Annotated in this window: 22 protein-coding genes and 1 pseudogene; 10 read left to right on the plus strand and 13 right to left on the minus strand. The window is 64.1% G+C overall.

Features of this window, described 5'->3' with window-relative positions; translation table 11 throughout:
• Positions 1-85: 85 nt before the first annotated feature.
• The 7 genes from HPY32_RS30295 to HPY32_RS30325 form a co-directional block, all read right to left on the minus strand.
• Positions 86-1,114, minus strand: coding sequence for a 2OG-Fe(II) oxygenase (locus HPY32_RS30295; RefSeq protein WP_067577930.1), 1,029 nt, complete (start codon positions 1,112-1,114; stop codon positions 86-88).
• Entirely contained in the window at positions 1,111-1,767 is a 657-nt protein-coding gene (locus HPY32_RS30300; protein WP_216676390.1) for an HAD-IA family hydrolase, read from the minus strand. The genes HPY32_RS30295 and HPY32_RS30300 overlap by 4 nt, the downstream gene beginning before the upstream one ends.
• 29 nt (positions 1,768-1,796) lie before the next feature.
• On the minus strand, positions 1,797-2,873 hold the full coding sequence (locus HPY32_RS30305; RefSeq protein WP_082870553.1) for a class I SAM-dependent methyltransferase: 1,077 nt from the start codon (positions 2,871-2,873) through the stop codon (positions 1,797-1,799).
• 72 nt (positions 2,874-2,945) lie between these two features.
• On the minus strand, positions 2,946-3,878 hold the full coding sequence (locus tag HPY32_RS30310) for a DMT family transporter (protein WP_067577936.1): 933 nt from the start codon (positions 3,876-3,878) through the stop codon (positions 2,946-2,948).
• 23 nt (positions 3,879-3,901) lie between these two features.
• Complete coding sequence (locus HPY32_RS30315) at positions 3,902-5,206, minus strand: KamA family radical SAM protein (protein WP_067577938.1); 1,305 nt, start codon at positions 5,204-5,206, stop codon at positions 3,902-3,904.
• A 34-nt stretch (positions 5,207-5,240) separates the two neighbouring features.
• On the minus strand, positions 5,241-6,011 hold the full coding sequence (locus HPY32_RS30320) for a TSUP family transporter (RefSeq protein WP_067577940.1): 771 nt from the start codon (positions 6,009-6,011) through the stop codon (positions 5,241-5,243).
• A 22-nt stretch (positions 6,012-6,033) separates the two neighbouring features.
• Complete coding sequence (locus HPY32_RS30325; RefSeq protein WP_082870554.1) at positions 6,034-6,873, minus strand: TauD/TfdA family dioxygenase; 840 nt, start codon at positions 6,871-6,873, stop codon at positions 6,034-6,036.
• Between the two features lie 146 nt (positions 6,874-7,019).
• Here HPY32_RS30325 and HPY32_RS46635 point away from each other — a divergent pair.
• Positions 7,020-7,211: pseudogene (locus tag HPY32_RS46635) on the plus strand (helix-turn-helix domain-containing protein); the annotation flags it as partial.
• Positions 7,212-7,301: 90 nt separating this feature from the next.
• Positions 7,302-8,015: a LysR family substrate-binding domain-containing protein gene (locus HPY32_RS30330; protein WP_231951303.1), complete on the plus strand. Its 714-nt coding sequence runs from the start codon at positions 7,302-7,304 to the stop codon at positions 8,013-8,015.
• 20 nt (positions 8,016-8,035) lie between these two features.
• Here the strand turns inward: HPY32_RS30330 and HPY32_RS30335 are convergent, their stop codons facing one another.
• The 5 genes from HPY32_RS30335 to HPY32_RS30355 form a co-directional block, all read right to left on the minus strand.
• Positions 8,036-8,209, minus strand: coding sequence for a hypothetical protein (locus HPY32_RS30335; RefSeq protein ID WP_156673851.1), 174 nt, complete (start codon positions 8,207-8,209; stop codon positions 8,036-8,038).
• On the minus strand, positions 8,197-8,514 hold the full coding sequence (locus HPY32_RS30340) for a hypothetical protein (protein WP_156673852.1): 318 nt from the start codon (positions 8,512-8,514) through the stop codon (positions 8,197-8,199). The genes HPY32_RS30335 and HPY32_RS30340 overlap by 13 nt, the downstream gene beginning before the upstream one ends.
• 17 nt (positions 8,515-8,531) lie before the next feature.
• Positions 8,532-10,028, minus strand: coding sequence for a molybdopterin-dependent oxidoreductase (locus tag HPY32_RS30345; RefSeq protein ID WP_067577948.1), 1,497 nt, complete (start codon positions 10,026-10,028; stop codon positions 8,532-8,534).
• 104 nt (positions 10,029-10,132) lie between these two features.
• Entirely contained in the window at positions 10,133-10,558 is a 426-nt protein-coding gene (locus tag HPY32_RS30350; protein WP_067577949.1) for a pyridoxamine 5'-phosphate oxidase family protein, read from the minus strand.
• Between the two features lie 381 nt (positions 10,559-10,939).
• Entirely contained in the window at positions 10,940-11,293 is a 354-nt protein-coding gene (locus tag HPY32_RS30355) for an alpha/beta fold hydrolase (protein ID WP_156673854.1), read from the minus strand.
• A gap of 629 nt (positions 11,294-11,922) precedes the next feature.
• Here HPY32_RS30355 and HPY32_RS30360 point away from each other — a divergent pair.
• Positions 11,923-13,362, plus strand: coding sequence for an FAD-binding oxidoreductase (locus tag HPY32_RS30360; RefSeq protein ID WP_171983120.1), 1,440 nt, complete (start codon positions 11,923-11,925; stop codon positions 13,360-13,362).
• A gap of 514 nt (positions 13,363-13,876) precedes the next feature.
• Here HPY32_RS30360 and HPY32_RS30365 read toward each other — a convergent pair.
• A complete protein-coding gene (locus HPY32_RS30365) occupies positions 13,877-14,680 on the minus strand; it encodes a HugZ family pyridoxamine 5'-phosphate oxidase (protein WP_067577951.1) in 804 nt (267 codons plus the stop codon).
• Between the two features lie 697 nt (positions 14,681-15,377).
• On the opposite strand from HPY32_RS30365, the gene HPY32_RS30370 reads away from it, so the two are divergent.
• The 7 genes from HPY32_RS30370 (at position 15,378) to HPY32_RS30400 (ending at position 24,408) form a co-directional block, all read left to right on the plus strand.
• Complete coding sequence (locus tag HPY32_RS30370; RefSeq protein ID WP_067577953.1) at positions 15,378-16,439, plus strand: methyltransferase; 1,062 nt, start codon at positions 15,378-15,380, stop codon at positions 16,437-16,439.
• A gap of 292 nt (positions 16,440-16,731) precedes the next feature.
• Complete coding sequence (locus HPY32_RS30375) at positions 16,732-17,571, plus strand: MBL fold metallo-hydrolase (RefSeq protein ID WP_156673855.1); 840 nt, start codon at positions 16,732-16,734, stop codon at positions 17,569-17,571.
• A gap of 529 nt (positions 17,572-18,100) precedes the next feature.
• Positions 18,101-19,057 carry a polyprenyl synthetase family protein gene (locus HPY32_RS30380; protein WP_309247556.1) on the plus strand — a complete coding sequence of 319 codons (957 nt, stop codon included), beginning with the start codon at positions 18,101-18,103 and terminating at the stop codon, positions 19,055-19,057.
• Positions 19,058-19,142: 85 nt separating this feature from the next.
• On the plus strand, positions 19,143-20,573 hold the full coding sequence (locus HPY32_RS30385) for a family 2B encapsulin nanocompartment shell protein (protein ID WP_067577959.1): 1,431 nt from the start codon (positions 19,143-19,145) through the stop codon (positions 20,571-20,573).
• A gap of 111 nt (positions 20,574-20,684) precedes the next feature.
• Positions 20,685-21,701 carry a terpene synthase family protein gene (locus tag HPY32_RS30390; RefSeq protein WP_171983121.1) on the plus strand — a complete coding sequence of 339 codons (1,017 nt, stop codon included), beginning with the start codon at positions 20,685-20,687 and terminating at the stop codon, positions 21,699-21,701.
• Positions 21,698-23,083, plus strand: coding sequence for a family 2B encapsulin nanocompartment shell protein (locus HPY32_RS30395; RefSeq protein ID WP_067577963.1), 1,386 nt, complete (start codon positions 21,698-21,700; stop codon positions 23,081-23,083). Before HPY32_RS30390 ends, HPY32_RS30395 begins: the two co-directional genes overlap by 4 nt.
• A gap of 68 nt (positions 23,084-23,151) precedes the next feature.
• A complete protein-coding gene (locus tag HPY32_RS30400; protein ID WP_156673857.1) occupies positions 23,152-24,408 on the plus strand; it encodes a terpene synthase family protein in 1,257 nt (418 codons plus the stop codon).
• Positions 24,409-24,456 lie beyond the last annotated feature (48 nt).

Raw genomic sequence — 24,456 nt, forward strand, 5'->3', positions numbered from 1 at the left:
GCGAATCGTCGGAAGCGAAGGATCTGAGCGCGACGGGAATTCTCCGCCCACCGCGCTCAGGTCTTATCGTCGGGTAAGTCTGCGGTCAGCTCAGCTGTGACCGGATGGCCGCGGCGGCGCTGACCGGGGCAAGGTCGACTCCCGTGCGGCGGCAGTATCCCAGTGCGTCCTGCTGAGCGCGGCGCAGCCTGACGAACCCGCCGAGCGACGGCAACAAGCCGTCCTCGGCCGCAATATGCCAGAACTCGTTCGTATCGTCATGGGGCAGCAGCGGGCACCAGAACGACAGCACGGCGCTGATGCGTCTTCCGGTCGTCACGGGCGTAACGGCGTGCCAGATCGCGCTTCCCCGGGTATACACCGTGTCGCCCATCGCGGTAAACGGCGCACGGAAAACCTGAGGGTGCGCCGCTGCGTCCGTGGTGATAGCGTTCTTCTCTTTTTGGAACCTGTCGCGGTGGCCCTGGTAGATGAGTAGTTCACCACCGGTGAATTCGGTGGGTTGCGCGAGCTGCATGACGAAGACATAGGTCATCCCGTCGTAATGCCACTTCGCTACCTGTGATTCTTCGACCTTGTTTATTCGGACCTTTTTGTCATCGAAGTAGTTGATGCATACGCCGGGGTTCACCAGCGGATGGGGGACGAGTGGGACGCCTGCGATCGCGGATACCCTGCACAGGAGTCCTTCGTCGTGCATCATCTCATTGATGAATCGAGACATGGATGTGGCATTTCGCACGCGGCGACTGACGATGTAATCGTCATCGGGTGCGCGGTCGGCGAGCGCCTCGCACACGGTGCGGAAAGCGGAGACTCCCTCGGTGGTCAGCAGCCGATGCGGCGCCGAATATGCCCATCGGTCTCGATATTTTCCGAGCGCGCTCATTTCACGCTCGCCATACCCGAAATCCTCCAATCGCAGGCGTGCCACGTCGAGGTCGACCGCAGTCTCGACGAAGCTGCTCTGCCACCGCGGTTCGGCCTCGGGCGGCAGCGGCGGTCTGTTCCACTCGCTCCTGCGCAGCGCACGACGCAGACGAATGAATCCGACGCGCCGAGCGCCTACCGAACCTTCCGGGGCACGTGCGTCTGCTTCCTTTTTCTTGATCATTTCTTCCCCCTTCGTGATGGGATTGATACACCGCCCGACAGCCTGAGTCGGCGCTCGTCCTGGGTTCCGGACATTCTCAGCCCGGTGAAGTCGTGGATCCTGGCCGACAGTTCCCCTGAATAGTGGGCCGCGGTCGGCCCCACCCCTATGCAGCGAATGCCGGCGGCCCGAGCGGACGCGAAGCCCGCCGGGGCGTCTTCGAAGACAACGCAATCCGCGGTCGGCGTATTCATTGTTCTCGCGGCGCGGAGATAGCACTCGGGTGCCGGTTTGCTGGCGGTGACATCCTCCGCGGACACGATGACATCGGGCGTCCTCAGTCCCGCCGCTTTCAACTTCAGCAGCGATATTTCGCGCAATCCGGAGGTGACAATCGCCCAGGGGCGTCCCGCGAGCGCATCGACGAAGCGGTCGGCGCCGGCGACCGGCAGCACCCGGCGGCAGCTGTCGATCTCCAGCTCGGTGATCAGCCCGACTTCGGTGTCCTCGTCGCGCTCGGGCACCATCGTGCGCACGATGTCCACCGTCCTTCGCCCGTGCGCGAGGCCCAGCACCTGGTGCACGGGGAGGCCGCGGCGAGCGGCCCATGCGGCGAGCGCGGTTCGGATGGCGGGCATGGAGTTCACCAGGACACCGTCGAGGTCCACGAGCACCGTGGAGCACTCCAGCGTGAACGACTGTCTCATCCGTCCCGTCCGTCCACCGAGATCAGGCAGATCAGCGAATGCCCGACGCCCAGTCCTTGCTGGGAACGGAACTCCAGGCTCCGCAGATCCTCGGCGAGGCAAATACGGAGTTCTGCACTCTTGCCGGTATTTCGTTCGGTGTCGGCACAGCGGCGGACGGAGGCGTTCCAGGAGGATGCGAAACTCGTGAAGAATCGACCTACATCGGCCGGGGCGTCGTAACGCGGAACCACAAAGAGAAGATCATCGAGATCGAAGGTCGTGTCCCCCTGGAACAAGCGATTGACCAGAGAACGATACGGACGCACCTCCGAACTGAAGGTGCCTGTCGCTGTGTGCCTGCCCACGCTGATCGATCGGTCGAAGAATTCGATCTTGTACGGTTTCACGGCGGATCGCTGCCCGGCCGCCGCTATTACAGCGGCCAATTCCTTGCCGGAGTAGAAGCTCATGTCCGCCCGCGGAGGACGATCGCCGCCGTGGAAGAACGTCATCTCGTAGGTCCATTGATCGAATGCCCAGTGCGGAGCCCATTCGATTGAATATCGGCCCAAGACATCCACGACGACCACGGATCGTGTCCGGTTCTTGACGATCGTGCGGAAGATGTCGGCCAGGACGGATTCGAGTTCGGACCGGCTGAGATGGGAGTACGGCACACCACTGGACAAATACAGCTCGGCGGGCCGGGCGGGGACCCCGTCCCGCACGTCGGCCAGCACAAAGCCGACCCCGGCTCGGCCGCGATGGGCGGCACGCGCGATATCGAGCATGCTCGGATCCACATCCAGGCCGAGGTACTCGACGACAGGAGGTATCGGACACACTTCGAGTGCGCCATCCAGCAAGCGCAGCGCATCACCCGTACCGCTGCCGATATCGATCACCCGGAGCTCGATGGGCGACATCGCACCGACCTCGTTCGCCGCTCTGGCGAAAATGCTCTGAGAGAAACGTTCTTCCCAATTCCTTTTCACCGCATCGCGGCGGGCGGGTGAAAGATAATGCGTTGCGGCCGCAGAATACAGCGTGCTGGTACTGGAATCGTCTTGTATCGCCATAGGCTCGGCCATAGCAGACTCCTGCCGTAGAAATTATTATAATATTTTCTCGAGCGAGTCGGGAGCTCGCTCCGATCGGTTACTCTACTGTTCCCGAATATTCAATAGTTCGCTTGCGGGATCATGCTCCGGGACCTTTTCCGGCTCGCTCTCCGGCTGTAGAGCCAGTAGCACGGAGAGCAGGCAGACGGCCATGCCGACAATGGCCAGTGGCGCGATTCTGTCGCCGAACATGAGAAGAGCCCACAGCGCGATGGTCGGCGGTGTCAGATAAATCAAGCTCGTCATCCTGGCAATGCTCATCCGTCGAACACCCAGCCAGTAGAAGCCATAACCACCGAAAATGGAAACCGCGAACCACCCCACCGCGAGCCAGAAGGTGCCGTCACCGGGCGGGGCTCCCTCGCCCGCGACCAGGCTGAGCACCGTGAAAAGGACGGCGCTGGCCACGCATTGCACGGTCAAACCGCCGGTCAGGTCCGTGTGCGCGCCTGCCCGTCGCTCGAGCATGGTGGCTGCGACCAGACCGGCCATGCCCGCGAACGGGAGGCCGAAGGCCCACCACGGAGCATCATGCGGCCGGCCGAGATCGCCCCCGACCACCAGGGCGACTCCGGCCAGGCCGACAATCAACCCGGCCCACTGCCGACGCGATACCTGTTCCCCGAGCACCGGACCTGCCACGGCCGAGGAGACGATGGGTTGTAGCGCCGCGATCAAGGCCACTGTCCCGGCGCCCACCCCCAGTTCTATTGCCTTGACCGTGCCGAGAGCTATGCCGCCCACACCGAGAATGCCGACGGCAATCTGTACCACAATGTCACGGGGGGACATCCTCGGAGTTCGACGGAACAGTTGCACGGCGACCAAGATGGCCGCCGCTATCACAAAGCGCCACATGAGGAGCGGATAGGTACCGGCCTCGTGAGCGCCCAGCCTGGCGCCGATGAAACCGGAACTCCACATGATGACGAAGCCGACGCTTATCCATACATTCACGCTGTAGATCCGCTTCACGGTTTTCTCCTGCCCGGGTCGGATCAATCCGTTTCAAAGGGGAATCGGTCGGCGAAGGCGGGGGTGAGCTGGTCCAACCACACCGCGGCCGGATCGTATTTCGCGAAGAACGGCCGGTTGACCAGCTCCGGATCGCGAGCCTGGATGAAATGTAGCTGGAAGACCTGGTCGCCGTTCACCTCCACCAGTCCGTCCACGCACACTTTGCCGGGGGTGGCCGACATCGACGGGCCGCGGACGGTCCGCGCCAGCCCGGAGACGTTCTTGTAGGCGTTCCGGAAGATTTCGTAGGCGCGGGTGAGCGGCACGGCGAAGTAGTCCCGCGGTCCGGTGTCTCGTTCCACGAACATGTAGTAGGGCACGGCACCGAGCCGAACCTGATTGCGCCACATCGTTTCCCAAATCCGAGGTTCGTCGTTGATCGACCGGATCAGCGGTGCTTGGGTGCGGATGGTGGCGCCGGTGCCGGTGATCCGGCGCATGGCCTCGGCCACCACCGGTGGCTCCAGCTCGCGTGGGTGGCTGAAGTGAGCCATGAAGGCGAGGTTCTTGCCGGCGGCGCGGACGCGCTCGAACAGTTGAAGCATGTCGTCGGCGTCCGGGTCGGTGACGAACTTCTGTGGCCAGTAGGCCAGGGATTTGGTGCCGATCCTGATCGACTCCAGCTGCTCCAGCCGCAGCAGCGGATCCACGTAACGACGCAGTACCGGCTCACTCATGATCATCGCGTCGCCGCCGGTGATGAGGACGCTGGTGACTTCCGGGTGCGCGGTCACGTAGCCGACCAGCCGATCCATGTTTCCACCGGCGATCTTGAGGTCGGGCTCGCCGACGAACTGCGCCCAGCGGAAGCAATACGTGCAGTAGGCGTGACACGTTTGGCCTCGGTCCGGGAAGAAGAGCACCGTCTCGCGGTACTTGTGCTGCATTCCAGGCAGGCGTTCGTCGTCCTGCTCGGGTACGTTGAGCTGCCGTTGCCCGGCCGGGTGCGGGTTGAGCCTCATGCGCACGGCATGCGCGGCGGCCTCGATATCCGGTCGAGGGGCTCTGGCGGTCAACAGATCCGCGATGACGGCGACGTCCTCGGCCGGCAACATGTCCGCCTGAGGGAAGACCAGCCGGTAGATCGGATCATCGGGCGCGGCAGACCAGTCGATGAGCTCGTCGACAACGTAACCGTTGGTGCGGAACGGCAGTACGGTCGCGACGGCTCTGACGGCGAGGCGCTCGGCCGCGGAGAGCCCGGCCCGCGAAGTCAGCTCGTCGAGGTGCCTGGTGGTGTAGGCCCGGAAACTCCGGACCGGCGGGTGGGTTGTCGCAGCGGTCACCGTGTCACCCCCCTCTCGTGGGTTTTGTTGCGGTTCAGTGGAATTGGTCATAGCCGAGCTTCAGGATCAGCGATATCGCCGTGCAGATCAGTACGGTGCGGACGAACGCGCCGCCCCGCCGCAGGGTCGTGATCGAGCCGAGCCGTGCGCCGACCGCACTGGCGATCGCCATTGCGAGACCGGCGCCCCACATCACATGGCCCTGCAGCGCGAAGACCGTGAGTGCCCCGGCGTTGGTGCCGGTATTGACGATCTTCGCCAGGGCGGAGCTGTGCAGGAAATCCGTGCCGACGATGCTCGCGAACGTCAGAACGAGGAAGGTTCCGGTCCCCGGGCCGAGGATGCCGTCGTAGAAACCGATGGCCACCCCGGCGACCGTGACCGCGAGGACAGCGCGTAGCGCGTGTCGCGGTACCGCCCGCTCGGTCGCCCCGAAACGACGCCGCAGCACGACGATCGCCAGCACCGCCGTCAGGACGATGAGAACCATCGGCCGCAGTACCGCCGAGGGCATGGCGCCCGCGCACGCCGCCCCGGCGGCCGCCGCGCCGATTCCGAGCAGGCCGGCCGTGCATGCGATGCGGCGGTCCGCCGCCAGGCGCCGGGTGTAGGTCAGCGCGGCCATCGACATGCCGGCCGCGGATGCCAGTTTGTTCGTTCCGAGAAGAGTGGCGACCGGTGCACCGGGAACCGCGATCATGAGTGCCGGAAGTTGTAGTAGCCCGCCGCCGCCCACAACGGAATCGACCCAGCCCGCGGCGAAGGCGGCGGTAGGCAGCAGAACCGCGACAGTGGCGAAATTCATTTGTGTTCGCTGTGTGCGGCGTTCACATCGTGGCAAGCCAGAATCTGGTCAGGTGGCGTGCCCGGTCGGAGTATTCCGACCGGGCGTGTAGCAGGCGGTGGTTATCCCATATCAGCAGGCCGTTCTCGGGAATGAGAATCCTTGTCCGGAATTTGTCGAACAACTCGCCGACCTGTTCGGCGAGGGCGGCTCCGCGCGCACCGATCGGGAGTTTCGCGTGGTCGGGCGCCGGACCGGTCAATATTGCCTCGTAACTGCCACTGGTCAACAGATTGAAACTGAATCGCAACAGTAGCCGGCCGTCTGCTTGCGTCTGGAACATCGGCGCCTCGGTGGACGACTCGTTTCGCCCGGGAAAGGCGATCGGTGTCGAGGCCATGAGGCTCAGTTCCGTCGGGGATAGCTGTTCTCGCAGCACCGCGCCGTCGAGCAGATCGGTGTGGCCACCGCCGAACCGGTCTTGCCGGTGGCAGAACAGGGCCAGGTAGCGGGGCGGTTCCGGGGCCCAGCCCGGTGCCTCGGTATGCGCTCGGATCGTATTCGTGCTGCGTGAATAGGACTGGTGATCGTATCCCGGCTGATAGGTGACATCGTGCCGGACTTTCCCGTCGTACTGCGGAATTATCGAACCCAGGGACTCGAGCAGCTGGACCGCTTCACCTTCGTCCCGGAGCTCGGTGACAAGAGCATGGCCGATATCTGCCAGCTCGGTCCGTAAGGCGTTTTCGTCATTGGCTCGCACGCTACCCCCCCGTTTACTCGAATAGGTGACGAGGCTCGAATTCTCAATGCCTGGGCCGCGTCGCTTTGAGTAAGGAGCGTATGATCGTGTGCCGGTAGGCGTCAAATGCGGAATTCGCATAGCTTATTCGCTGTGGACATGGGCTATGGTCCCGCGCTCGCGAGATTGGATACCGTCCGGTCGGAATATATATGCCATCGGAAATCGGGTCTGTATTTCCGATCTTCGCCGTCTAGTCTGGTGGTTGGCGTGCTAGGGGGGCGGAAATGGCATCTTCGGAGAGCAGAATTGAGGTTCGGCACCTGCGTGCCCTGGTCACCCTCGTGGAGCAGGGGAGTTTCACTCGCGCGTCGAACATGCTGTCCGTCAGTCAACCGGCATTGAGCCGGACGGTCGCACAACTCGAGCGACTGGTCGACGCTCGGCTGGTGGACAGATCCGGTTCTCAAGTGACCGTGACCGAGGCGGGAGCCCGGCTGTTGCCGTACGCACACCGGGTCCTGGCGACCGTTCAAGAGGCCGAGGACGCCGTCCGCGAACGGCGGACCGTGCTCCGGGTCGGCTTCACCTGGACCGCGGCGGGAGAGTACACGTCGGAAATCGTGCGGGAGTTCGAGGAGATGTGCCCGGGTGCGCACGTCGAACTCGTCCGCACCATGACGCCCCTGGCCGGCCTCGACGAGGGCGACACCCACCTCGCATTCCTACGGAGCGAGCCGTCCGACGAACGGGTTGCCAGCGTGTTGTTGCTTACCGAGCCCCGGGTGGCGGCATTGCCGGTCGGACACCCGTTGACGGACCGCGAAAGTCTTTCCCTGCGTGACCTGGCCGCCGAACCGCTCGTCGTCGGGGCCATAGGCACGACGACGACCGACCTGTGGGGGCATGCATCGAACAATCGGACGATCACCACGGCCCGGAATATCGACGAATGGCTCGAAGCTATCGCTGTGGGGCGGGGAGTGGGGGTAACACCGTTGTCTACCACCACATTTCATCTACACCCACACGTCCGTTTCCGGGTGCTGACGGATGCCCCACCGGTCCCCCTCGAACTTGTCTGGCTGCCCGGCGCCCATCACCCGTTCCGTGAGGCGTTCATCAGGATCGCGGTCGGTATCACCCGACGTGCGCGTGCATCGTCCGCGGCCGAAATGTCACCGGCATCCCCTTCGAGATCACCGGCCGATGCTCGACATCCCGGGACCACCGGCCTCGCGACGAGAAGGAGCCGCCGCCACAATCATTCACACTCGGCCTGACCCGGTGGTGGCGAAGTCGGTCACAGTGCGCCGACCGGTTGCCCGGTCACCAGGGCGGCGACCTCGGGCCACTTGTCGGCCAGCAGTTTGGCGAAGATGATGAATTGATATGCCTTGGGAAGCCAGGCGGGGACTCCGATGATGTGCTCGGCGAGGAATTTACGCGTGTAGGTGATCCGGGTCAGGCCGTCCATGTCCTGTGCAGCCGAGCGGCGGCTGCCGTGTCCGGACCGGACCAGCGGGTACTGAGCCGGTGGAATTCGGTTCGTAGCGTGTCGAGGGTCTCGCCGTGGGGTTGGCGGCGGATCAGATCGGCTGCCATCGCGACGAGTTCGCGTTCCAGCGGCGCGGGTAGGGCGCCGAGGAGGTCGCGGTCGTGTTGGGCGGCGGCCAATTCGGCTGCCTCGGCGTTGCGTCCTCGGCCGCCCAGTACGGTGGTGCGGGCCCGGGCCACGTGGTGCTGGGTGGGGTTGGCGGCCTGCTCTATCGGTCCTGTCATGGGTGCTCCGGTTCGGGTCAGATGCCGGCGGCGTTGGCGTAATGCAGTTGGTCTTCGCGGTATCCGCCTTGGCCCATACCGATTTCGGTGATGTCGTCGACGAATTCGATGGCTTTGATCCATTTGACCATCTTGTAGCCGAGCTGGTTTTCCAGCCGCAGCCGTAGTGGGGCGCCGTGCTCGATCGGTAGTGGCGCTCCGTTCATTTCCATTGCCAGCAGCGCCTGTGGTGCGCGGGCGATCGCGATGGGAACGGCCTCGTAGAAGTATCCGTATCGACCCTGCCCCTCGGTCAAACCCTTGTCGTCCATGGCGTAGAAGACCACGTGCGTGACCGAGTCCGTCGGGCGCACCAGTTCGATGAGGGCCGACAGGGGGACCCCGCCCCATTCGGCGATACTGTTCCAGCCCTGAATGCAATTGTGGTTGGTGATCTGTCGGGTCATACCCAGGCGGGCCAACTCACCGAGGGTGAGGGTCGTCGGGTTCGCGACCAGGCCGCCGACGGGCAGCCGATAACCCCGGAACGAGTCGGCCGCCAAGCGACGATAGTTCTCGTCCGGCGGCGGATAGCCGTTGACGCGATGGTATTCGGAGATATCGCGGCGGCGGTACCGTTGACGCGGTCGGCCCAGGACCGACAACGCATATTCGAGGCGGTGCACGCTGATGCCGAGCAGTCGCTGGGTGCCGCGGGGATGGCGTCGGCTGAGCACCGTGGCGAGGATGTGGATGATGATGATCGCGAGCAATGTCAACGATCCGACCACCGTCGCGAGGGTGCGGTCGGCATCCTCGGAGCCGAAGAAGATCTTGGCGAACTCCTTCGGAATGCCGTGCACGACAACCATGAACAGGTGCACCACCACGAACCCCGCCAGGGCGCACAGCCCGAGGAAATGAATGCTGCGGGCGCCCTGCTTCCCGCCGAACAGTCGCCCGTAGCGCGGATACCGCGCCAGTACCGCCGGTGACATCGCGGCCCCGGAGGCGATTTGGATCGGGCACAACACGAATACGACGGCGAAATAAGCAATTTTCTGAGCGGCGTCGAAGGGCTGCCCCGGAAGTTGCGGCGCCAGTTCGAAATGCAGATAGGTGCCGATATCGCGGACCGCCTCGGGCATAATGCTCCAGTGTTGCGGTACCAGATACTGCCAATACCCGGTGGCGAAGACCATGATGACGTAGACGAGCCCGGTGGCGACCCAGAACTGCACGGTCAGAAAATGCCAATGCCGCCCCAGGCCGAGATTCTTCCGCCCCGGCAGAGCGATGACCGGATGCCAGGACTCCTCCTCGTCCAGCGATACCCAGGGGCGCCGGGAGTCGCCGCCGAAAGTCTTGCGCGACAGGCGCAGCCACTCCCGGCCCGGTGGACAACCATCACTCCAATAGAACTTAGGCAGCGAGGACAATACCTCCAGGCCGGAGCGCATCAGCAACGTGACAAATAGGATGTTCAGGGCATGGGTGACGACGACGAACAACGGGAACTGCGGGACTTCGCTCACACGGGCCTCCCTACCGAGCCGGTCGTTTCAGCCCGGAACTACCCCTTGCCGCCGCCGCTATGCCCAGGTCAACCAGGAGACCGCGCGGTCCTCGCCGGGAGCCGCTACTGCTCGTCGGTGACTTCGATTCCGGTGACCGCCGATGGCCGTATTCGAATGATTCGGTGCTGCGCGCCCGGGAACCAGGGTTGGTACTGCCCCAGGTAACGAGCCGATTCATCGGTGTCGGTGACGGTTTCGCCGGTCCCGGTGACGATGACACACCAGCCGAGCCGACTCACCGGATCGATGGCATCGGCCTCATAGCGCACCACCGGGTTGTCGGGCAGCTGCGGGATGGCCAGACCGGCATGCACGATCACCTCATGGTCGCTCACGGAGTGCGCGACGAGGCGGATAGCCGGCAGCAAGGCGTTGTGTGTGAACATGATTCGGCCGAACCGCACGCTGTCGAGCAGTCGCCAGCACTCCTCGACAGGTAGTTGGTGAAGTTCACGAATATCCGATGTCGGCGGCCCGCTGCGGTTCATCGGCTGACCTCCTTCCTGACCTATGATCGCGCCTGCGCTAGGTCCACTCGATGTCGGCGGGCGGTACCGCACTGGTCGAGTCGGCCAACGATGATGTCGAAGCCCGTCGGCTGTCGGCTACCACCGGGACACCGGGATGTCAGAGCCTTGCGAGCGAGTGGCCAGCAACTGCTTGTCTTTCTCGCCCCCGTGCGGCTCTCGGCCTGCGCCCGACGGAAGAGATCGGCGAGTTCACTGTCGCCCTCGCGTTCGGCATCGGCGATGTTGTCCTCGGTTCCGGTGACCACGCCGTGTTCGACATCCTTACTCAAGGGCGATAGTCCTTGTCTCGCTGAGGCTTCGGTCTTACGGTGCGTGCGATCATGCGATTGCAACCCCGGCCTACCCTAGGAGGAGATGGATAAACGCCACCGGACGGTCGGGCGCGAGTAATCCGCCAGTTGCCAGGGCGGTGCCGGAGCAATGGTGACGATGCCGAATACCGGGCAGCTTCTCGCCCATTAGCAGCATGCCAGGGGAGTGCGCTCGCGAACTGTATGGTCGCTGCGGGTGGGCTCCCTCGGCACGGTGGGCGAGCAACCCAACCAGATCGTTCGCATCGCTCGCGTAATCGCTGCACTCGATGTCGGGCGACCGCCCGTATCCGCGGCGATCCATCACCACCAGTCGCCGCCGAGCGGCCAGAAGACGTTGCGCGGCAAAGCCGTACACCGAGTCGTCACCCGAGGTGACCATGCCATGAACGAAAATGGCCGACGGTGCCGAGGAACCTGTGATCAATCCGCGCCAGCAGACCCCAATGTCTGCGTCGACGATCTGCTGAATCCCCGGCGGGGTGGTCAGGCCGTGAACGACTCGCCGACGGGCCCGTCATGCGGGCACCAACCGGTCCCATCGGCTATCGAGCGACGACGGAATTGCCTTCCATGACAACAACTTGCGGCGTCTGGAGCCGCAGGACGTGATCAACGCCGGATTCCCCGATCCAGGCACTCGCTACTGGGTAACCCGCTCTACGAGCTCGGACTCAACTACGCCGACCCTTACACCGAATCCCTCCGGCCCGCCGGTTCGGCAGTACCCGAACCAGCGCACGCACATTGGCGTCGCCACCTCTCGGCCACCGACCGACACGACAGCGGGGGAACTGAATGTCGCGCGGACCTGGCCTGGTTCGTCAAGGCCGAACACGCACGCTTTGTGGGGCACCGTGAACGCGGCAGGCAGTGTGGCGGTCAGAGTGGTGACGCTTTGGAAATGTATGGCGGGCTTGCCGTGTGGTCGGGTGATTCGAAAACCACTGGCCGGTTGTATTTGCTGATCGTATGCTCCTTCGGTTTGCAGTGGTATGGGAGGAGAGCGGTGTGGTGGTCATTTGTGAGGAGGCGTGGCAGGGGTTGGCGGGGCGGATCGCGGGGCGGCTGGTGCGTCCCGGGGATCGCGGATATGACGAGGCGCGTGCCTTGCAGATTCGGGAATTCGATGCGGTCCGGCCCGCTGGGGTGGCCTATTGCCTGACGGTGGACGATGTGCGTGCGGCCGTGCTGTTCGCGCGCTCGCACGCACTTGCCGTGGCCGCGCGGTCCGGCGGGCACAGTTGTGCGGGCTACTCCACCACCGAGGGACTGGTTATCGATGTCAGTGGGATCGCCGGAGTGCGGTGCGAAGGGACGCTGATCCGAGCGGGAGCGGGGATTCAGGCCATCGATCTGCTCGCCGAAACCGCGCCGGGCGGTTGGGTGGTTCCCGCGGGCACCTGTGCCACCGTCGGGTTGGCCGGGCTCACGCTAGGCGGGGGTATCGGGATCGCGACCCGCAAGTACGGGCTGACGTGTGATCGGGTGCGGGAGATACAGGTGGTTCTCGCCGACGGCAGCGTGGTGACCTGCGACGACGAACGGCATGCCGACCTGTTCTGGGCGCTGCGCGGGTGTGGCGGCGGCAATCTGGGCATCGTCACCGAACTGGTGCTGCAGGCAGTTCCGGCGGCACCGGTCACCAGCTACAGCCTGAGCTGGGACTGGTCCGCCGCAGCGCGCGTGTGGGCCGCGTGGCAGCACTGGGCGCCGTCGGCACCCGACGACCTGGCGTCGAATGTGCGCTTCGCGCTGGAGCAGCCGGAAGCCGACGAGCAGCCGCACGTGCTGGTACTGGGGGCGTGGCTCGGCGACCCGGCGGAGCTACCGGCGCTGCTGGACGATCTACGACAGCGGGTCGGCCAGGAACCGGAGGCGGATTTCCTGCACACCGATTCCTACCACGACACGCTGCGCACGTGGATGGGATGCGCGGAACTCACTCGCGCACAGTCACATCGGGTCGGCACGAATCCCGAGGCGAGGCTGCCACGCGATGGATGGCATCGCGAGCGCGGGCACTTCGTCGCCGAACCCATCCCCGCCGAGGGCATCGACCAGATCCTGGCCGTGTTCGCCGACGGGCGAGCCGCGGATCAGATCCGCGCGCTCGACTTGGGTGCGATGGGCGGGGCGTGCAATCGAATCCCGTCGGACGCCACCGCTTTCGCGCACCGCGACCATCTGTACTACGCCGGTCTGGTGGTAGAGGCCCACGACGAGATCACCGACGACCTGCGCGCGAGCGGGTCCGCGTGGATCGACGCCTGCCAGCCGGTGCTGCGCCGGTGGTCCTCGCCGTACACGTATCAGAATCTACCGGACCCGACCCAGACCGACTGGCGCACAGCATATTACGGCGCAAACCGCCATCGATTGGCCGAGATCGCACGCCGCTACGACCCAGACGGCTTCTTCCACGGGCCGCAGCCGATCAGCGCGCCATAGCGGTACTGCATCTCCGCTGCCATGTCCGGCGCCGCGGATGGGAGTAGGTCGGGGCATCGTGGACAGTGACGCCGTGCTGAGCGATGTGGTTCGATATTGCTTGGGGTCCAACACTATTCGTGGCCCGTCCGCATCGTGAAGACCTGATGCACTCGTTTGTGCTCCCGCCGGGGCCGACCTCGATGGCGATGATCTGCTCATCGCCGAGCTTGTGCATACCGGGGTGCGGCGTCCACACGGAACTGACCGCTGGACGCCGTATCCCGACGCGTCATTTACTGGCAACGTGGTGGTCCCGCTCCGGAGATGCCGCTTCTCATGCTGGGCGGACGGGAAGGTGCGGGCTTCCGAAGATCAGCGCGTCGAGGTCCGCCTGGGTTGCGGGCCGACTACCAGTAGCGCACAGAGATGCCGACGAGTGGCTGTCGACGGTTGGGGCATGGCATCCGGCCATGAACATTGTGGGCCAGTGGGTCCACACCCCGTATTGCTATCGGCGCGTCGGTAGGTTGGTTCAGGCCAGTGCTGCGCGTGCGGAATGGGTCAATTCGACTGTTGCCGCGCGCAGTTGGTCGATGGAGTTCAGGGGCGTCGAGTATCCGACTCGGGTGCGGGCTATCCCGCGTGGGCAGTTCACTCGTAGGTCCAGGCCGTAGCGGTCGGCGCGTTCGCAGACCGCCTCGATGGCATCGGGGTAGCCGCCGAATGCTTGGACCATTGCCAGTAGTGCGTCGGCGTGATCGTCGTTGAGATGGGTGACCGCCCGCGCCGCCATCGGCACGATGGGATCGGGCGTGGCCGCCGCGTATTCGTCGGCTGAGGCCGAATCCATCCGGCCGTATCCGCCGACCCACCGAACTCGGCGCACTCGCAATATCCACAGGGCGAAATCGCTGTAGTCGATGTAATACTTGGCCGCGGGCACCGCCGCCAGGTGCGCGTCCCGCGCCGCGACTGCCTCCTGCCCGGATGGCCGTTCGACGACACCGGCGAGGGTAATTCTGACGCCTGCCAACGGGTCCGCGGGCAGATCCGGTGCAACGATGGCCACGCTGGCGCGCGGATCGTCGGTCAGATTGCGCCCATGCTCGGCCAACCGCGACACGCACAACACCGGCTGTCCGTCCAACAGCCCGTAGGTGATGAACGACGCCCACGGCGCGCCGTCCTCGCTCAAACTCGCCAGCGTCGCGGTATTGGTCGCGGCCGCAACGGTTCTGGCCTCCTCGGCCGCCGAAGGACGAACCGGATTGACGATCGGCGCGGTCGGCGCAGGCATCGACGGCGCATCGCCCGGATCCCCATGATCGAGAGTCATACCACCAGTCTTCCGCAAGCCCTGACGAAACGCCGCATACCGCTCGATTTCGCGGTCGACTTATTTCGATGCCCCGCTTCGGGTGAGGCGGCGACGGTCAGCCGCCCGCAAGGCGCTGTCAGACGGAAAAGCTTGTGGTTCAACCAATCTCCTCTACCGCGACCGGACCCAGGCAACGGACTCGCCGCAGAGCGTACTCCCGGCAGCGGTGAATCCGATGTGTCGAGCCAGCGATCCATGGGTGCCGAGTTGGGAACATCGGACAACCGAGATTACGGGGACGGGGTTCTCGGAGCCCGGGAAACTGTCGAAGGACGGTTCGAACCCGAGGCTTGACTTCAGGTGACACGCCCCCTGACTCGCATGCCCAACGGGTCCGTATTGCCGGGTCGAATAGCAGCAGATCGAGACCCTGGACTTTTTGAAGATACTCATCGATCGAGGGCTGCCGAAGGCCACCGGCTCCAAGAAGATCGCCGTGGTCGGGCCGGGTCGGTAGATCCATGTATGTTCACCGAAAGCCGTTGTGGCGCAGTGGTTTCATGTTACCGTTGGGACTTATCTGGTAGCTGGCCCGCCGGGCAGGGTGGAGGCCGCTTATGGCGCGGGCCGTTCCGTGTGGGTTTGATTCTGGTGTCGGCGTTTGTGGCGCGGTGGGGCGTCAGTCCTGACTCGAAGGAGGCTGCGGGTGAGTGGTATGGATATCGGATCTTCGGTGTCGGGCAATGGATCTCCTGAAGGCGTTACCCCTATTCCGCTGTTCGAGTTGGTCCAAGGTGGTTGGGCGGCAAAGACGTTGGCAGCGGCCGTGGATCTCGGTCTGTTCGGTGCGATGGAGCGTTGCGGTGGGCTGACCCGTGAGCAGGCCGTGACGAAGTTGAAGATCGCGGACCGGCCTGCGGATGTGCTGTTGACGGCATGTGCTTCCCTCGGGTTGTTGAACAAAGAGGGTGAGCGTTATGTGAATTCTCCGTTGTCGGCTGCTTTTCTGGTTGAGGGGCTGCCCTACTATTTCGGCGGGTTCATTCGTTACGCCGATCGTCGTGGGTATCCCGGCTGGCACGACCTTCCGACGGCACTGCGCACGAATAGGCCGACCACGTGGGACCCGGACGAACAGGCCAGCGTTTTCGACCAGGATGACGACCTTTTGCTGTCGATGTTCTGGGAAGCCATGCATTCCATGTCCAGCTTCACGGGGCGCGTGATGGCGCGCGCTCTGCCGGGGCTTGCGCAGCGGGAGGCTCTGCTGGATGTCGGTGGGGGATCAGGTGCCCTGGTGATCGAAGCGTGTAAAGCTGTACCGAATCTTCGGGCGGCGGTCTTCGATCTGCCGTTCGTATGTGAAATTGCCGAACGGAAAATTGCTGCATCTGGACTGGAAGAACGTGTCTCGACCGAGCCGGGAGACTTCCTCGCAGACAACTCTCTTCCGAGTGGATACGACACCATCAGTCTGTCGGCAGTGTTGCACGACTGGGACGAGGAAATCGGCCGGATGCTACTCCGGAAGTGTTTTCACGCTCTTCCATCGGGAGGCATGATTATCGTTTTGGAAGACCTGCTCGACGAGGACCGAACGGGACCCGCGCGTGCTGCATTGGTAGGGATGAACATGGTCGTCGAAACTCTCGGCGGCAGGAATTATTCGGCTGGTGAGTACAAGAGTTGGCTTACCGACACTGGATTTGTGGATATTGAACTGGTTGCTTGCGAGTCCGTGACAACAAACGGTATTCTCGTGGCTACTCGGCCATGAAGCACGCGATGCGGTCGTCGACTGCCGAGCGCAGACCGGGATGGTCGGCCGAGTCGGCGCGGGGTCGTAGCTGTGTGATGGCTGATCGGGTCTCCGCACCGGTTGCGGTCGCTATTCGAGCAGCTTAAGCTGCACCCGGTTACATGATCGGCGGTAGCTGGAAACGATCGACTTCTCGGCCGATGGCGTCTCGCCGCGAATCGGCTTCGGCGATGAAGGGCTAGGCGTGGTGACCGAGGATTGGTTTGCCGTTCGGCGGCTGCGGGATGGGGTTTATCTGATTGCTGAGCCGATGCATGTCAACAGTTACCTGATCGTTGGCTCGCGGCGGGCCGTTCTGTTCGATACCGGGTTGGGGGTGGCCAGCATTCGGCGATGTGTCGAGGCTGTCACCGGGCGGCCGGTGTCGGTGGTCAACAGTCATCATCATTTCGATCACGTCGGTGGTAACGCCGAATTCGATGAGGTGGCATTCCATCCGGACGGGATCGCGCTTCATCGCGCGGGGCCGCCGTCGCACTGGTTGCCGCGGTATCTCGAGGCGACCGCGCTGATGGAGGAGCAGTACCGCGCCTTCGAGGTGGTCGACCGGGCCTGGTTCAACGTTCTCGCCTCCGAGATGCGGATGCGCCCGTTCCCGGCCGATTTCGATCCCGGCCGATGGTCGGTGCGGGCCGTGGAGCCGACGCGGCTGCTGACCGACGGTTCGGAGATAGATCTCGGCGACCGCGCACTGCGCGTGGTGCACACGCCGGGGCATTCGATCGATTCGATCTGCCTGCTCGACGAGCGGAACCGACTGCTGTTCTCCGGCGACACCATCGGCACCGGATCCATGTACGCCCACCTCGCCACCGCGGATATCGAGACCTACGCGCGCACCGCCGACATGCTCGCGACCGATATCGCACCGCGGGTGGACGATATTCTGTGCGCGCACGGCGCCCGGTACCGGACCTATCCGGACGTGCTGGCCCGCATCGCCGACGCCTTCGACCTGCTGCTGCGCGGATCGCTGACGCTCGACGATCGCACCGACTGCTTCCTGGACCCGGTGCAGGCGGCGATCTTCGACGAGTTCAGCCTCTTCGTCCCGACCGGATTCCGCTGTTGCAAGCCCGCAACGGCCTGAACCGGGTGATGTGAGTCCATCCGGCGCCGCGGCTCGGCCGTCGGCTGCGCGGCGAAGCCGCTCAGCAATCCCTTGCTGGTAGGTAGCCGAACGCTTCATGATCGAACAATCCGTCCAGTCTCTCGAGGGAATTAGCCCGTTGCGCCCGCATTCCGAGCGGACAGTTCTCGGGTATGCGGTCTGTTTCGGCATACACCGGGCCGGATCGGGGGTCGATACAGGTCGACATTATCACGGATTGCTGGAGGTTAGCATTTTGTCGGAGCTTGATAAAGTACTATCATTCGTATAGCGGTTGCGGAATTCCTGATCGCCGGACAGGTGCCTGTCGAAAAATAGTTTCGAATCGCTCTGAAGCATTCGTCGTCGGAGGGTGCAGTTCCGAGTCGCTGCTCCGATAATAACGCGCCATGTCCTTCATTCTGCGTGCAAAGAAAAGAAGACAGAAATGACGACACTCACTGCGGCCGGTGCTTCCGCGTCACCGGAGCATCGGCCGGCGGAGATTCTCGCTCTTACCCGACGAATTGTGGAACCCCCGCTGCGTTCAGCGGTCGAGTCGATGCCGGAACCCTTGCGGCGTATGGCGAGCTACCACCTCGGATGGTGTGATGCACAAGGCGTACCGGTCCGCGCGAACGTGGGAAAACTCTTTCGACCGGCCCTGGCGATCTGTGCCTGTATCGCGTGCGGCGGAAAGCCCGAGTCGGCCGCGCCCGCGGCCGTCGCCGCCGAACTGGTCCACAATTTCACACTGATTCACGACGATGTGATGGACGGCGACCGGACTCGTCGGGGGCGATCGACGGTGTGGGCGCTGTGGGGGGTGTCGGACGCTGTGCTGCTGGGTGATGGTCTGCATGCATTGGCTGCCGAGGTGCTGGTCGCGCGGCTTGCCGACCCGGTGGTCGGGCCCGCGCTGGACCGTCTCGAATCGACGGTGATCGAGCTTTGCCGGGGACAGCACGAGGATTGCCTCGCCGCCGACAGTCGGCGCAGCCTCGCCGATTGCGAACGCACGGCGATGAGCAAGACCGGAGCCCTGATGGGGTGCGCATGCGCGCTCGGAGCATTGTGTGCGGGCGCTTCCGCCGAAATGGTGTCGTCCATGGATCGATTCGGCCGTGAGCTGGGAATGGCATTCCAGCTGACCGACGATCTCATCGGTATTTGGGGAGATCCGGCTATCAGCGGAAAACCCGCCGATGATCTCGCTCACAGGAAGTACACGATGCCTGTGGTGGCCGCGCTGCTGTCGGGTACGGCGGCAGCCGCGGAACTCGGTCTCCTCTATCGCGACCCCGCTCCGCTGTCGTCGGGTCGGGTCGCTCGAGCCGCCGAATTGATCGACGCCGCCGGGGGCCGTCGCTGGGCTCGTGAGCAGGCCGAACGCCGGACCGAGAGCGCCCTCCGCTGTCTGCCCGATGGCTCGGCGGCCGATGACCTGGCCGTGCTGGCGCGGCTGGTCGCTCGCCGCGATCTGTAAATCCCTCGCCACAGCTACTCGACCACAAGTATTCGCTCGGCACCGACCGGAGCGGCAATCCATTCACCGAAGAAGAGGCAATGCCATGACCGCACAGCCCGAAACCGCCTTCGACCAGCCCGATCTGCCCGCCGAGTCGGCGCCGCAGCTGTCGCTGAGTACCCGTGCCGCACGCAATCTGGCCACTACCGCCAAAACCCTGCCGCAGATGGCGGGCATCACCTCGCGGTGGCTGCTGCGTGAGCTGCCGTGGGTTTCGGTGGGCAGTGGCACGTACCGGGTGAACCGCCGACTCGCGTTCCGGCGTGGTCGAGGCCGGGTGTCGTTCGTCCAGACCGGTGCCGATGACATCCGGGTGATCCCGGAGTCGCTCACCGAGATTCCGATTCTGCGCGGCTACGGCGATATGGACGTGTTGAATCGGGCCGCGCAGTTGCTGACACCGCGTGAGTTCGCGGCCGGGGACCTGATCGTTGAAGAGGGACAGTCGGTGCAGGAGTTGTTCCTGGTCGCGCACGGTCGTCTGGAACGGATCACGACGGGTAGCTTCGGCGACGCCGAGTTGCTCGGAGTCTTGACCGACGGTGACCATCTCGGTGACGAGGCCCTCATGCAGACCGATCCGCTGTGGACGGCCAGCGTCCGCGCCGTCACCTCGGGAACACTGCTCGTTCTGCCCTGGCGGGAGTACACCCAGCTCGTGGCACAGTCGGCCAGTCTTCGCGATCACCTCACCGCATTCATGTCGGACGCGAACCGCCGCGTCAACTCCAAGGGGGAGGCCGTCATCGAACTCGCTTCGGGGCACCGGGGTGAGCCTCGGATCCCGAGCACATTCGTCGACTACGAGCTGACGCCGCGCGAATACGAATTGTCGTTGGCGCAGACGGTGCTTCGTGTGCACACGCGCGTGGCCGACCTGTTCAACGACCCGATGAACCAGGTCGAACAACAGTTGCGGCTGACGATCGAGGAGATTCGCGAGAAGCAGGAATGGGAGTTGGTCAACAACCGCGAATTCGGATTGCTGCACAATGCCGACTACGACCAGCGCATCGCCACCCACTCCGGGCCACCCACACCCGACGACATGGACGAGTTGCTGGCCATGCGGCGCGGCACCAATCTGCTGTTCGCGCATCCGAAAGCGATTGCGGCGTTCGCCCGTGAATGCAACCACCGTGGGCTCGTGCCGGAAACGGCCGACATGGGCGGGCGCCGCATGGTGTGCTGGCGTGGAGTGCCGTTGTTCCCGCTGCCCAAGATCCCGGTCAGCGACACCCAGACCTCGTCGATCATCGCCATGCGCACGGGCGAGGACAACCAGGGCGTGATCGGTTTGCGGCCCGCCCTCATTCCCGACCAGGTCGAGCCGGGCCTGAATGTCCGGTTCATGGGCGTCGACGAGCGCGCGATCATGTCGTACCTGGTCACCGCGTACTTCTCGGCAGCGATCCTGGTCCCCGACGCGATCGGGATCATGGAGCACGTCAATGTCGCCGCCCCACGCCGATAGCGATCGAATCCAGCAGGGGCACATGATGATCGAACATCGACGGCGCCTCGATCACCGGGCTACGCCGCTTGTCGATGAATGTGGGGACAGGCCATGACGATCGGGTCGGCTATGACCGCCACCGCTGTGCCGACCCGGCCCGAGTGTGCCTATGTCGTTCCCGCCCCGGTGTGCCGGACCCCCGCCCGTGTGAACCCCGAATACCCCATGATCTACGAGGACAACGCGGCCTGGGTCCGTCGGTTCGTCCCCTTCGATGGGGCGGAGGCCATGTCGCGGTTCTTCGAGCGGCGCTACGCACTGTTCGATTCGATGATCTATCCGACCGGCCTGCCCAGCCGTCTCGTGCATTCCTCGTGCATGACGTCCCTGATGTTCGAAGTGGACGACCTCGCGCTACGACAGCACGCGGCCTTCGGCGAGATCGCCGACGAATGGACCACCGGCCATCCCTACGGACCGGCGTTCGCCGACATCTGGTCCACGCTCGAAGACAATATGCCCGCAGGAGTCTTTCGCCGCTATCGACAGGGGTGGCGGGATTGCTTCCGCGGCATGCTCGCCGAGCGCGACTACATCGACCGGGGCGTGCTGCCCGACTTCGACACCTACCTCGAGATCCGGCAACTCAGTTTCGGATTCCGGCCGCTGCTGGCATGCGGTGAATACGTCCATGGGATCGAACTGTCACCGGCGATGGTCGCCGACCCCGACCTGGAGCACGCGCAGCGCGCGGCGGGAATGCACCTTCTTCTGGTCAACGATCTGATCTCCTTCCGCAAGGAGTACACCCACGGGGATCTCTTCAATGTCGTGGCCGTTCTGGTCCACACCCACAACCAGCGATTGCAGGCGGCCGTCGACATTACCGGCGAGCTCATCCGAGCCGCCGATGCGGAGCTGGCGGGTGCCTGCGCCACGCTGCTGCATCGCTACCCGCTGCTACCCGACCTGCACCTGTATGTGCGGACCTTGAATTCGTTGTGCGCGGGCAACCTGCGCTGGTCGTTGGAGACAACCCGATACCACGGATCCGGGTTCGGCTGGAACGGGCTGCGGCGCAGGACCGAAACAATCGGGCTCGATCCGAGCCGTCCGCGCGCATCCGAGACAGTGAGGCAGCCATGACCCTCGCAGATATCGTCACCCGTTCGCTGGGCACGGCGGCGGCCCGCAATCTGGCCACCACGACCAAGACGCCACCGCAGACGGCGGCCATTACCGAGCGCTGGCTACTCGACCGGTTACCGTGGGTCGAAGTCCCCGGCGGTACCTACCGCGTCAACCGCCGCCGGACCATACGTCACAGCGGTGGGCGCGTCGCCTTCGTGCGGTTCGGCGCCGACGATATCCGAGTCGTTCCCGAGTCCCTCACCGAAATACCGGTGTTGCGCGGCTACCGGAATACGGATGTGCTGAAGCAGCTCGCCGAACGGTGCCGTCCGCGTGCCGTGGTTGCGGGTGAGGTACTCGTCCGGGAGGGGCAGCCCGTCCAGTGTGCGCTGGCCGTCGTTCACGGACGTCTCGAACGGGTGGCGACCGACTCGTACGGGGGTTCTCATGTGCTCGGTATTCTCACCGACGGTGATCACCTGGGCGACGAGGCGCTCCTGCAATCGGAACCGACCTGGTCGGCGACGGTATACGCGCGTACCGCCGGCACCGTCGTCACCATACCCTGGGACGGATTTCTCGATATCTTCGACGCCAATGCCGATCTGCGTGAGCACATCACCGCCTTCATGACCAATGCCGCGCTGCGGGTCAACGACAAAGGTGAGGCCATTATCGATATCTCTTCCGGCCATCGTGGCGAGGCCGTGGTACCGGGGACCTTCGTCGATTACGACATCGGCTCGCGCGAATACGAGATATCGCTGACGCAATCGATTCTGCGTATCCACACCCGCGTGCAAGATCTGTACAACGATCCGATGGACCAGTTCGACGAGCAGTTGCGGCTGACCGTCGAGGAAATACGTGAACGCGGCGAGTGGGAGCTGATCAACAACCACGATTTCGGGCTGTTGCACAACGTCGACCAGGGCCAGCGCGTGTCCACGCGTTTCGGCCCACCGGCCCCGGACGACATCGATACGCTGCTGTCCCTGTGCCGGAACACCGATCTCGTGCTCGGCCATCCCCGCGCCATCGCGGCCTTGCATCGCGAATGCAACCGACGAGGGCTCAGGCCGCACACGGTTCGTGTTCGCGGCATACCGGTGACGGCATGGAACGGGGTCCCGCTCTTCCCGTGCCCGCACATTCCGATCACCGATACTCAGAGTTCATCGATCATCGCCCTGCGCACCGGTGTCGAGAATCAGGGTGTCGTCGGCCTGCATCGAACCGGATTACCCGACGAATACGACGCCGGGATCACCGTACGGTTCCTGGGTGTCGACGAGCACGCCATTTCCAGCTACCTGGTGACAGGTTATTACTCGGCCGCGGTATTGGTACCCGACGCCGTCGCACTGCTCGAACACGTCGATGTAGCACTCGTCTAGGAGATCTCATGTCATCGTCGTTCCCCGTCGCCTACCGACCCACCGGAATCGGCACCACCGCCGCCGATGTGGCGCGGCTGCTCGGTGTCAACGCCGTGCCGCCCACCGCCTACGACAACCCGGCGTCCGGCGTCGCCGCGCTGGCCAACGGGGTAGACACCGCACCCGGCGAAGCGAATCCGATTCCCACCGAGTTCGCTCGGCCGTTCCGGCGGCTGCTCGATATCCCCGCGCCGGGACCGGTGTTGCTCGACCGCGCCGACCGTCGATCCTCCGACGGTCCGACGGAAAGGGATTCGGCTCCCTCCGGTCGAACCTATATCGAATGGGAGTACCCCCGGTGGACCCCGCTCAGCCCCGATACAGACCGCGCCCGGCGCGCGAATATGGAGTGGGCGTATCGCACCGGAATGGTACACAGTGACAGCGCAAAACAGTGGTACGCGTCCTGGGACATGGCGAAAATGACAGGCTATCTGTATCCCTACGCGCGCGGTGAGCGCCTCGACCTCTGCACCGACGCCATGGCATTCTTCTTCCTCTTCGACGACCAATTCGACGGCGCCATGGGAAGAGACCCCGGACGGGCGGCGGCGATCTGCGAAGATCTCATCCGCATCGTTCACGATCCGGCCCGCACCCGCTCGGGCCCACCGCCGATAATCACCGCCTTCACCGATGTCTGGAACAGAACGATCGATCTCATGTCACCGGCTTGGCGCGCGCGGGCCGCCCACAATTGGGAGTACTATTTTTCCTCCTACCCGCACGAGGCCACGGACAGAATCCGGGGATCGATCCCGTCGATGGATCGCTTCTTGCATGTCCGGCGTGGCATGGGCGGCACCCGGACCGTTCTGGACTTTTGCGAGGTAGCGGGAGACTTCGAGGTGAACCCCGTTGCTTTCCATTCTCCCGAATTGGGCACGCAGCGCCGGATAATCGCCGATCTGCAATGCTTCTGCAACGACGTCCACTCGGTCGACAAAGAAGAACCGCGGGGCGACGTCGACAATCTGGTGCTCGTCGTCCAGAAAGAAAAGAGATGCACCAGGCTGGAAGCCTTCCGCCACGTGAGCGCCATATTCGATGAAAACATGAAGGAGTTCGACGAGGCGGGGGCGGACATGTACGACTCGCTGAGGTGGCTCCCGAGCGCCGACTTCGACAACGCGGTGCGCTATTACAAGGCATTGTTCACCACGGTGTGCGGCCACCATCGGTGGGAAATCGAGTCGCTGCGATTCGCCAACGCCAACACGGTTGTACCGGCCACCGAGAACGGATATCTCGAGGACCTGACGACGTCGAACTCGACCCCGTAATCGTGGTGACCCGATCTCGACTGCGTTCGCGATGCCGAGAGAGGTGAG

Source organism: Nocardia terpenica, from assembly GCF_013186535.1.
Taxonomy (GTDB): domain Bacteria; phylum Actinomycetota; class Actinomycetes; order Mycobacteriales; family Mycobacteriaceae; genus Nocardia; species Nocardia terpenica.

What these genes read in the sequence shown, in the direction of transcription:
- HPY32_RS30295 (WP_067577930.1), bottom strand. Translation starts at nt 1,114, where the DNA reads ATGATCAAGAAAAAGGAAGCAGACGCACGTGCCCCGGAAGGTTCGGTA.
- HPY32_RS30305 (WP_082870553.1), bottom strand. Translation starts at nt 2,873, where the DNA reads ATGGCCGAGCCTATGGCGATACAAGACGATTCCAGTACCAGCACGCTG.
- HPY32_RS30320 (WP_067577940.1), bottom strand. Translation starts at nt 6,011, where the DNA reads ATGAATTTCGCCACTGTCGCGGTTCTGCTGCCTACCGCCGCCTTCGCC.
- HPY32_RS30325 (WP_082870554.1), bottom strand. Translation starts at nt 6,873, where the DNA reads ATGCGAATTCCGCATTTGACGCCTACCGGCACACGATCATACGCTCCT.
- HPY32_RS30335 (WP_156673851.1), bottom strand. Translation starts at nt 8,209, where the DNA reads ATGGACGGCCTGACCCGGATCACCTACACGCGTAAATTCCTCGCCGAG.
- HPY32_RS30340 (WP_156673852.1), bottom strand. Translation starts at nt 8,514, where the DNA reads ATGACAGGACCGATAGAGCAGGCCGCCAACCCCACCCAGCACCACGTG.
- HPY32_RS30350 (WP_067577949.1), bottom strand. Translation starts at nt 10,558, where the DNA reads ATGAACCGCAGCGGGCCGCCGACATCGGATATTCGTGAACTTCACCAA.
- HPY32_RS30355 (WP_156673854.1), bottom strand. Translation starts at nt 11,293, where the DNA reads ATGGTCACCTCGGGTGACGACTCGGTGTACGGCTTTGCCGCGCAACGT.
- HPY32_RS30365 (WP_067577951.1), bottom strand. Translation starts at nt 14,680, where the DNA reads ATGACTCTCGATCATGGGGATCCGGGCGATGCGCCGTCGATGCCTGCG.
- HPY32_RS30370 (WP_067577953.1), top strand. Translation starts at nt 15,378, where the DNA reads ATGGATATCGGATCTTCGGTGTCGGGCAATGGATCTCCTGAAGGCGTT.
- HPY32_RS30375 (WP_156673855.1), top strand. Translation starts at nt 16,732, where the DNA reads ATGCATGTCAACAGTTACCTGATCGTTGGCTCGCGGCGGGCCGTTCTG.
- HPY32_RS30385 (WP_067577959.1), top strand. Translation starts at nt 19,143, where the DNA reads ATGACCGCACAGCCCGAAACCGCCTTCGACCAGCCCGATCTGCCCGCC.
- HPY32_RS30390 (WP_171983121.1), top strand. Translation starts at nt 20,685, where the DNA reads ATGACCGCCACCGCTGTGCCGACCCGGCCCGAGTGTGCCTATGTCGTT.
- HPY32_RS30395 (WP_067577963.1), top strand. Translation starts at nt 21,698, where the DNA reads ATGACCCTCGCAGATATCGTCACCCGTTCGCTGGGCACGGCGGCGGCC.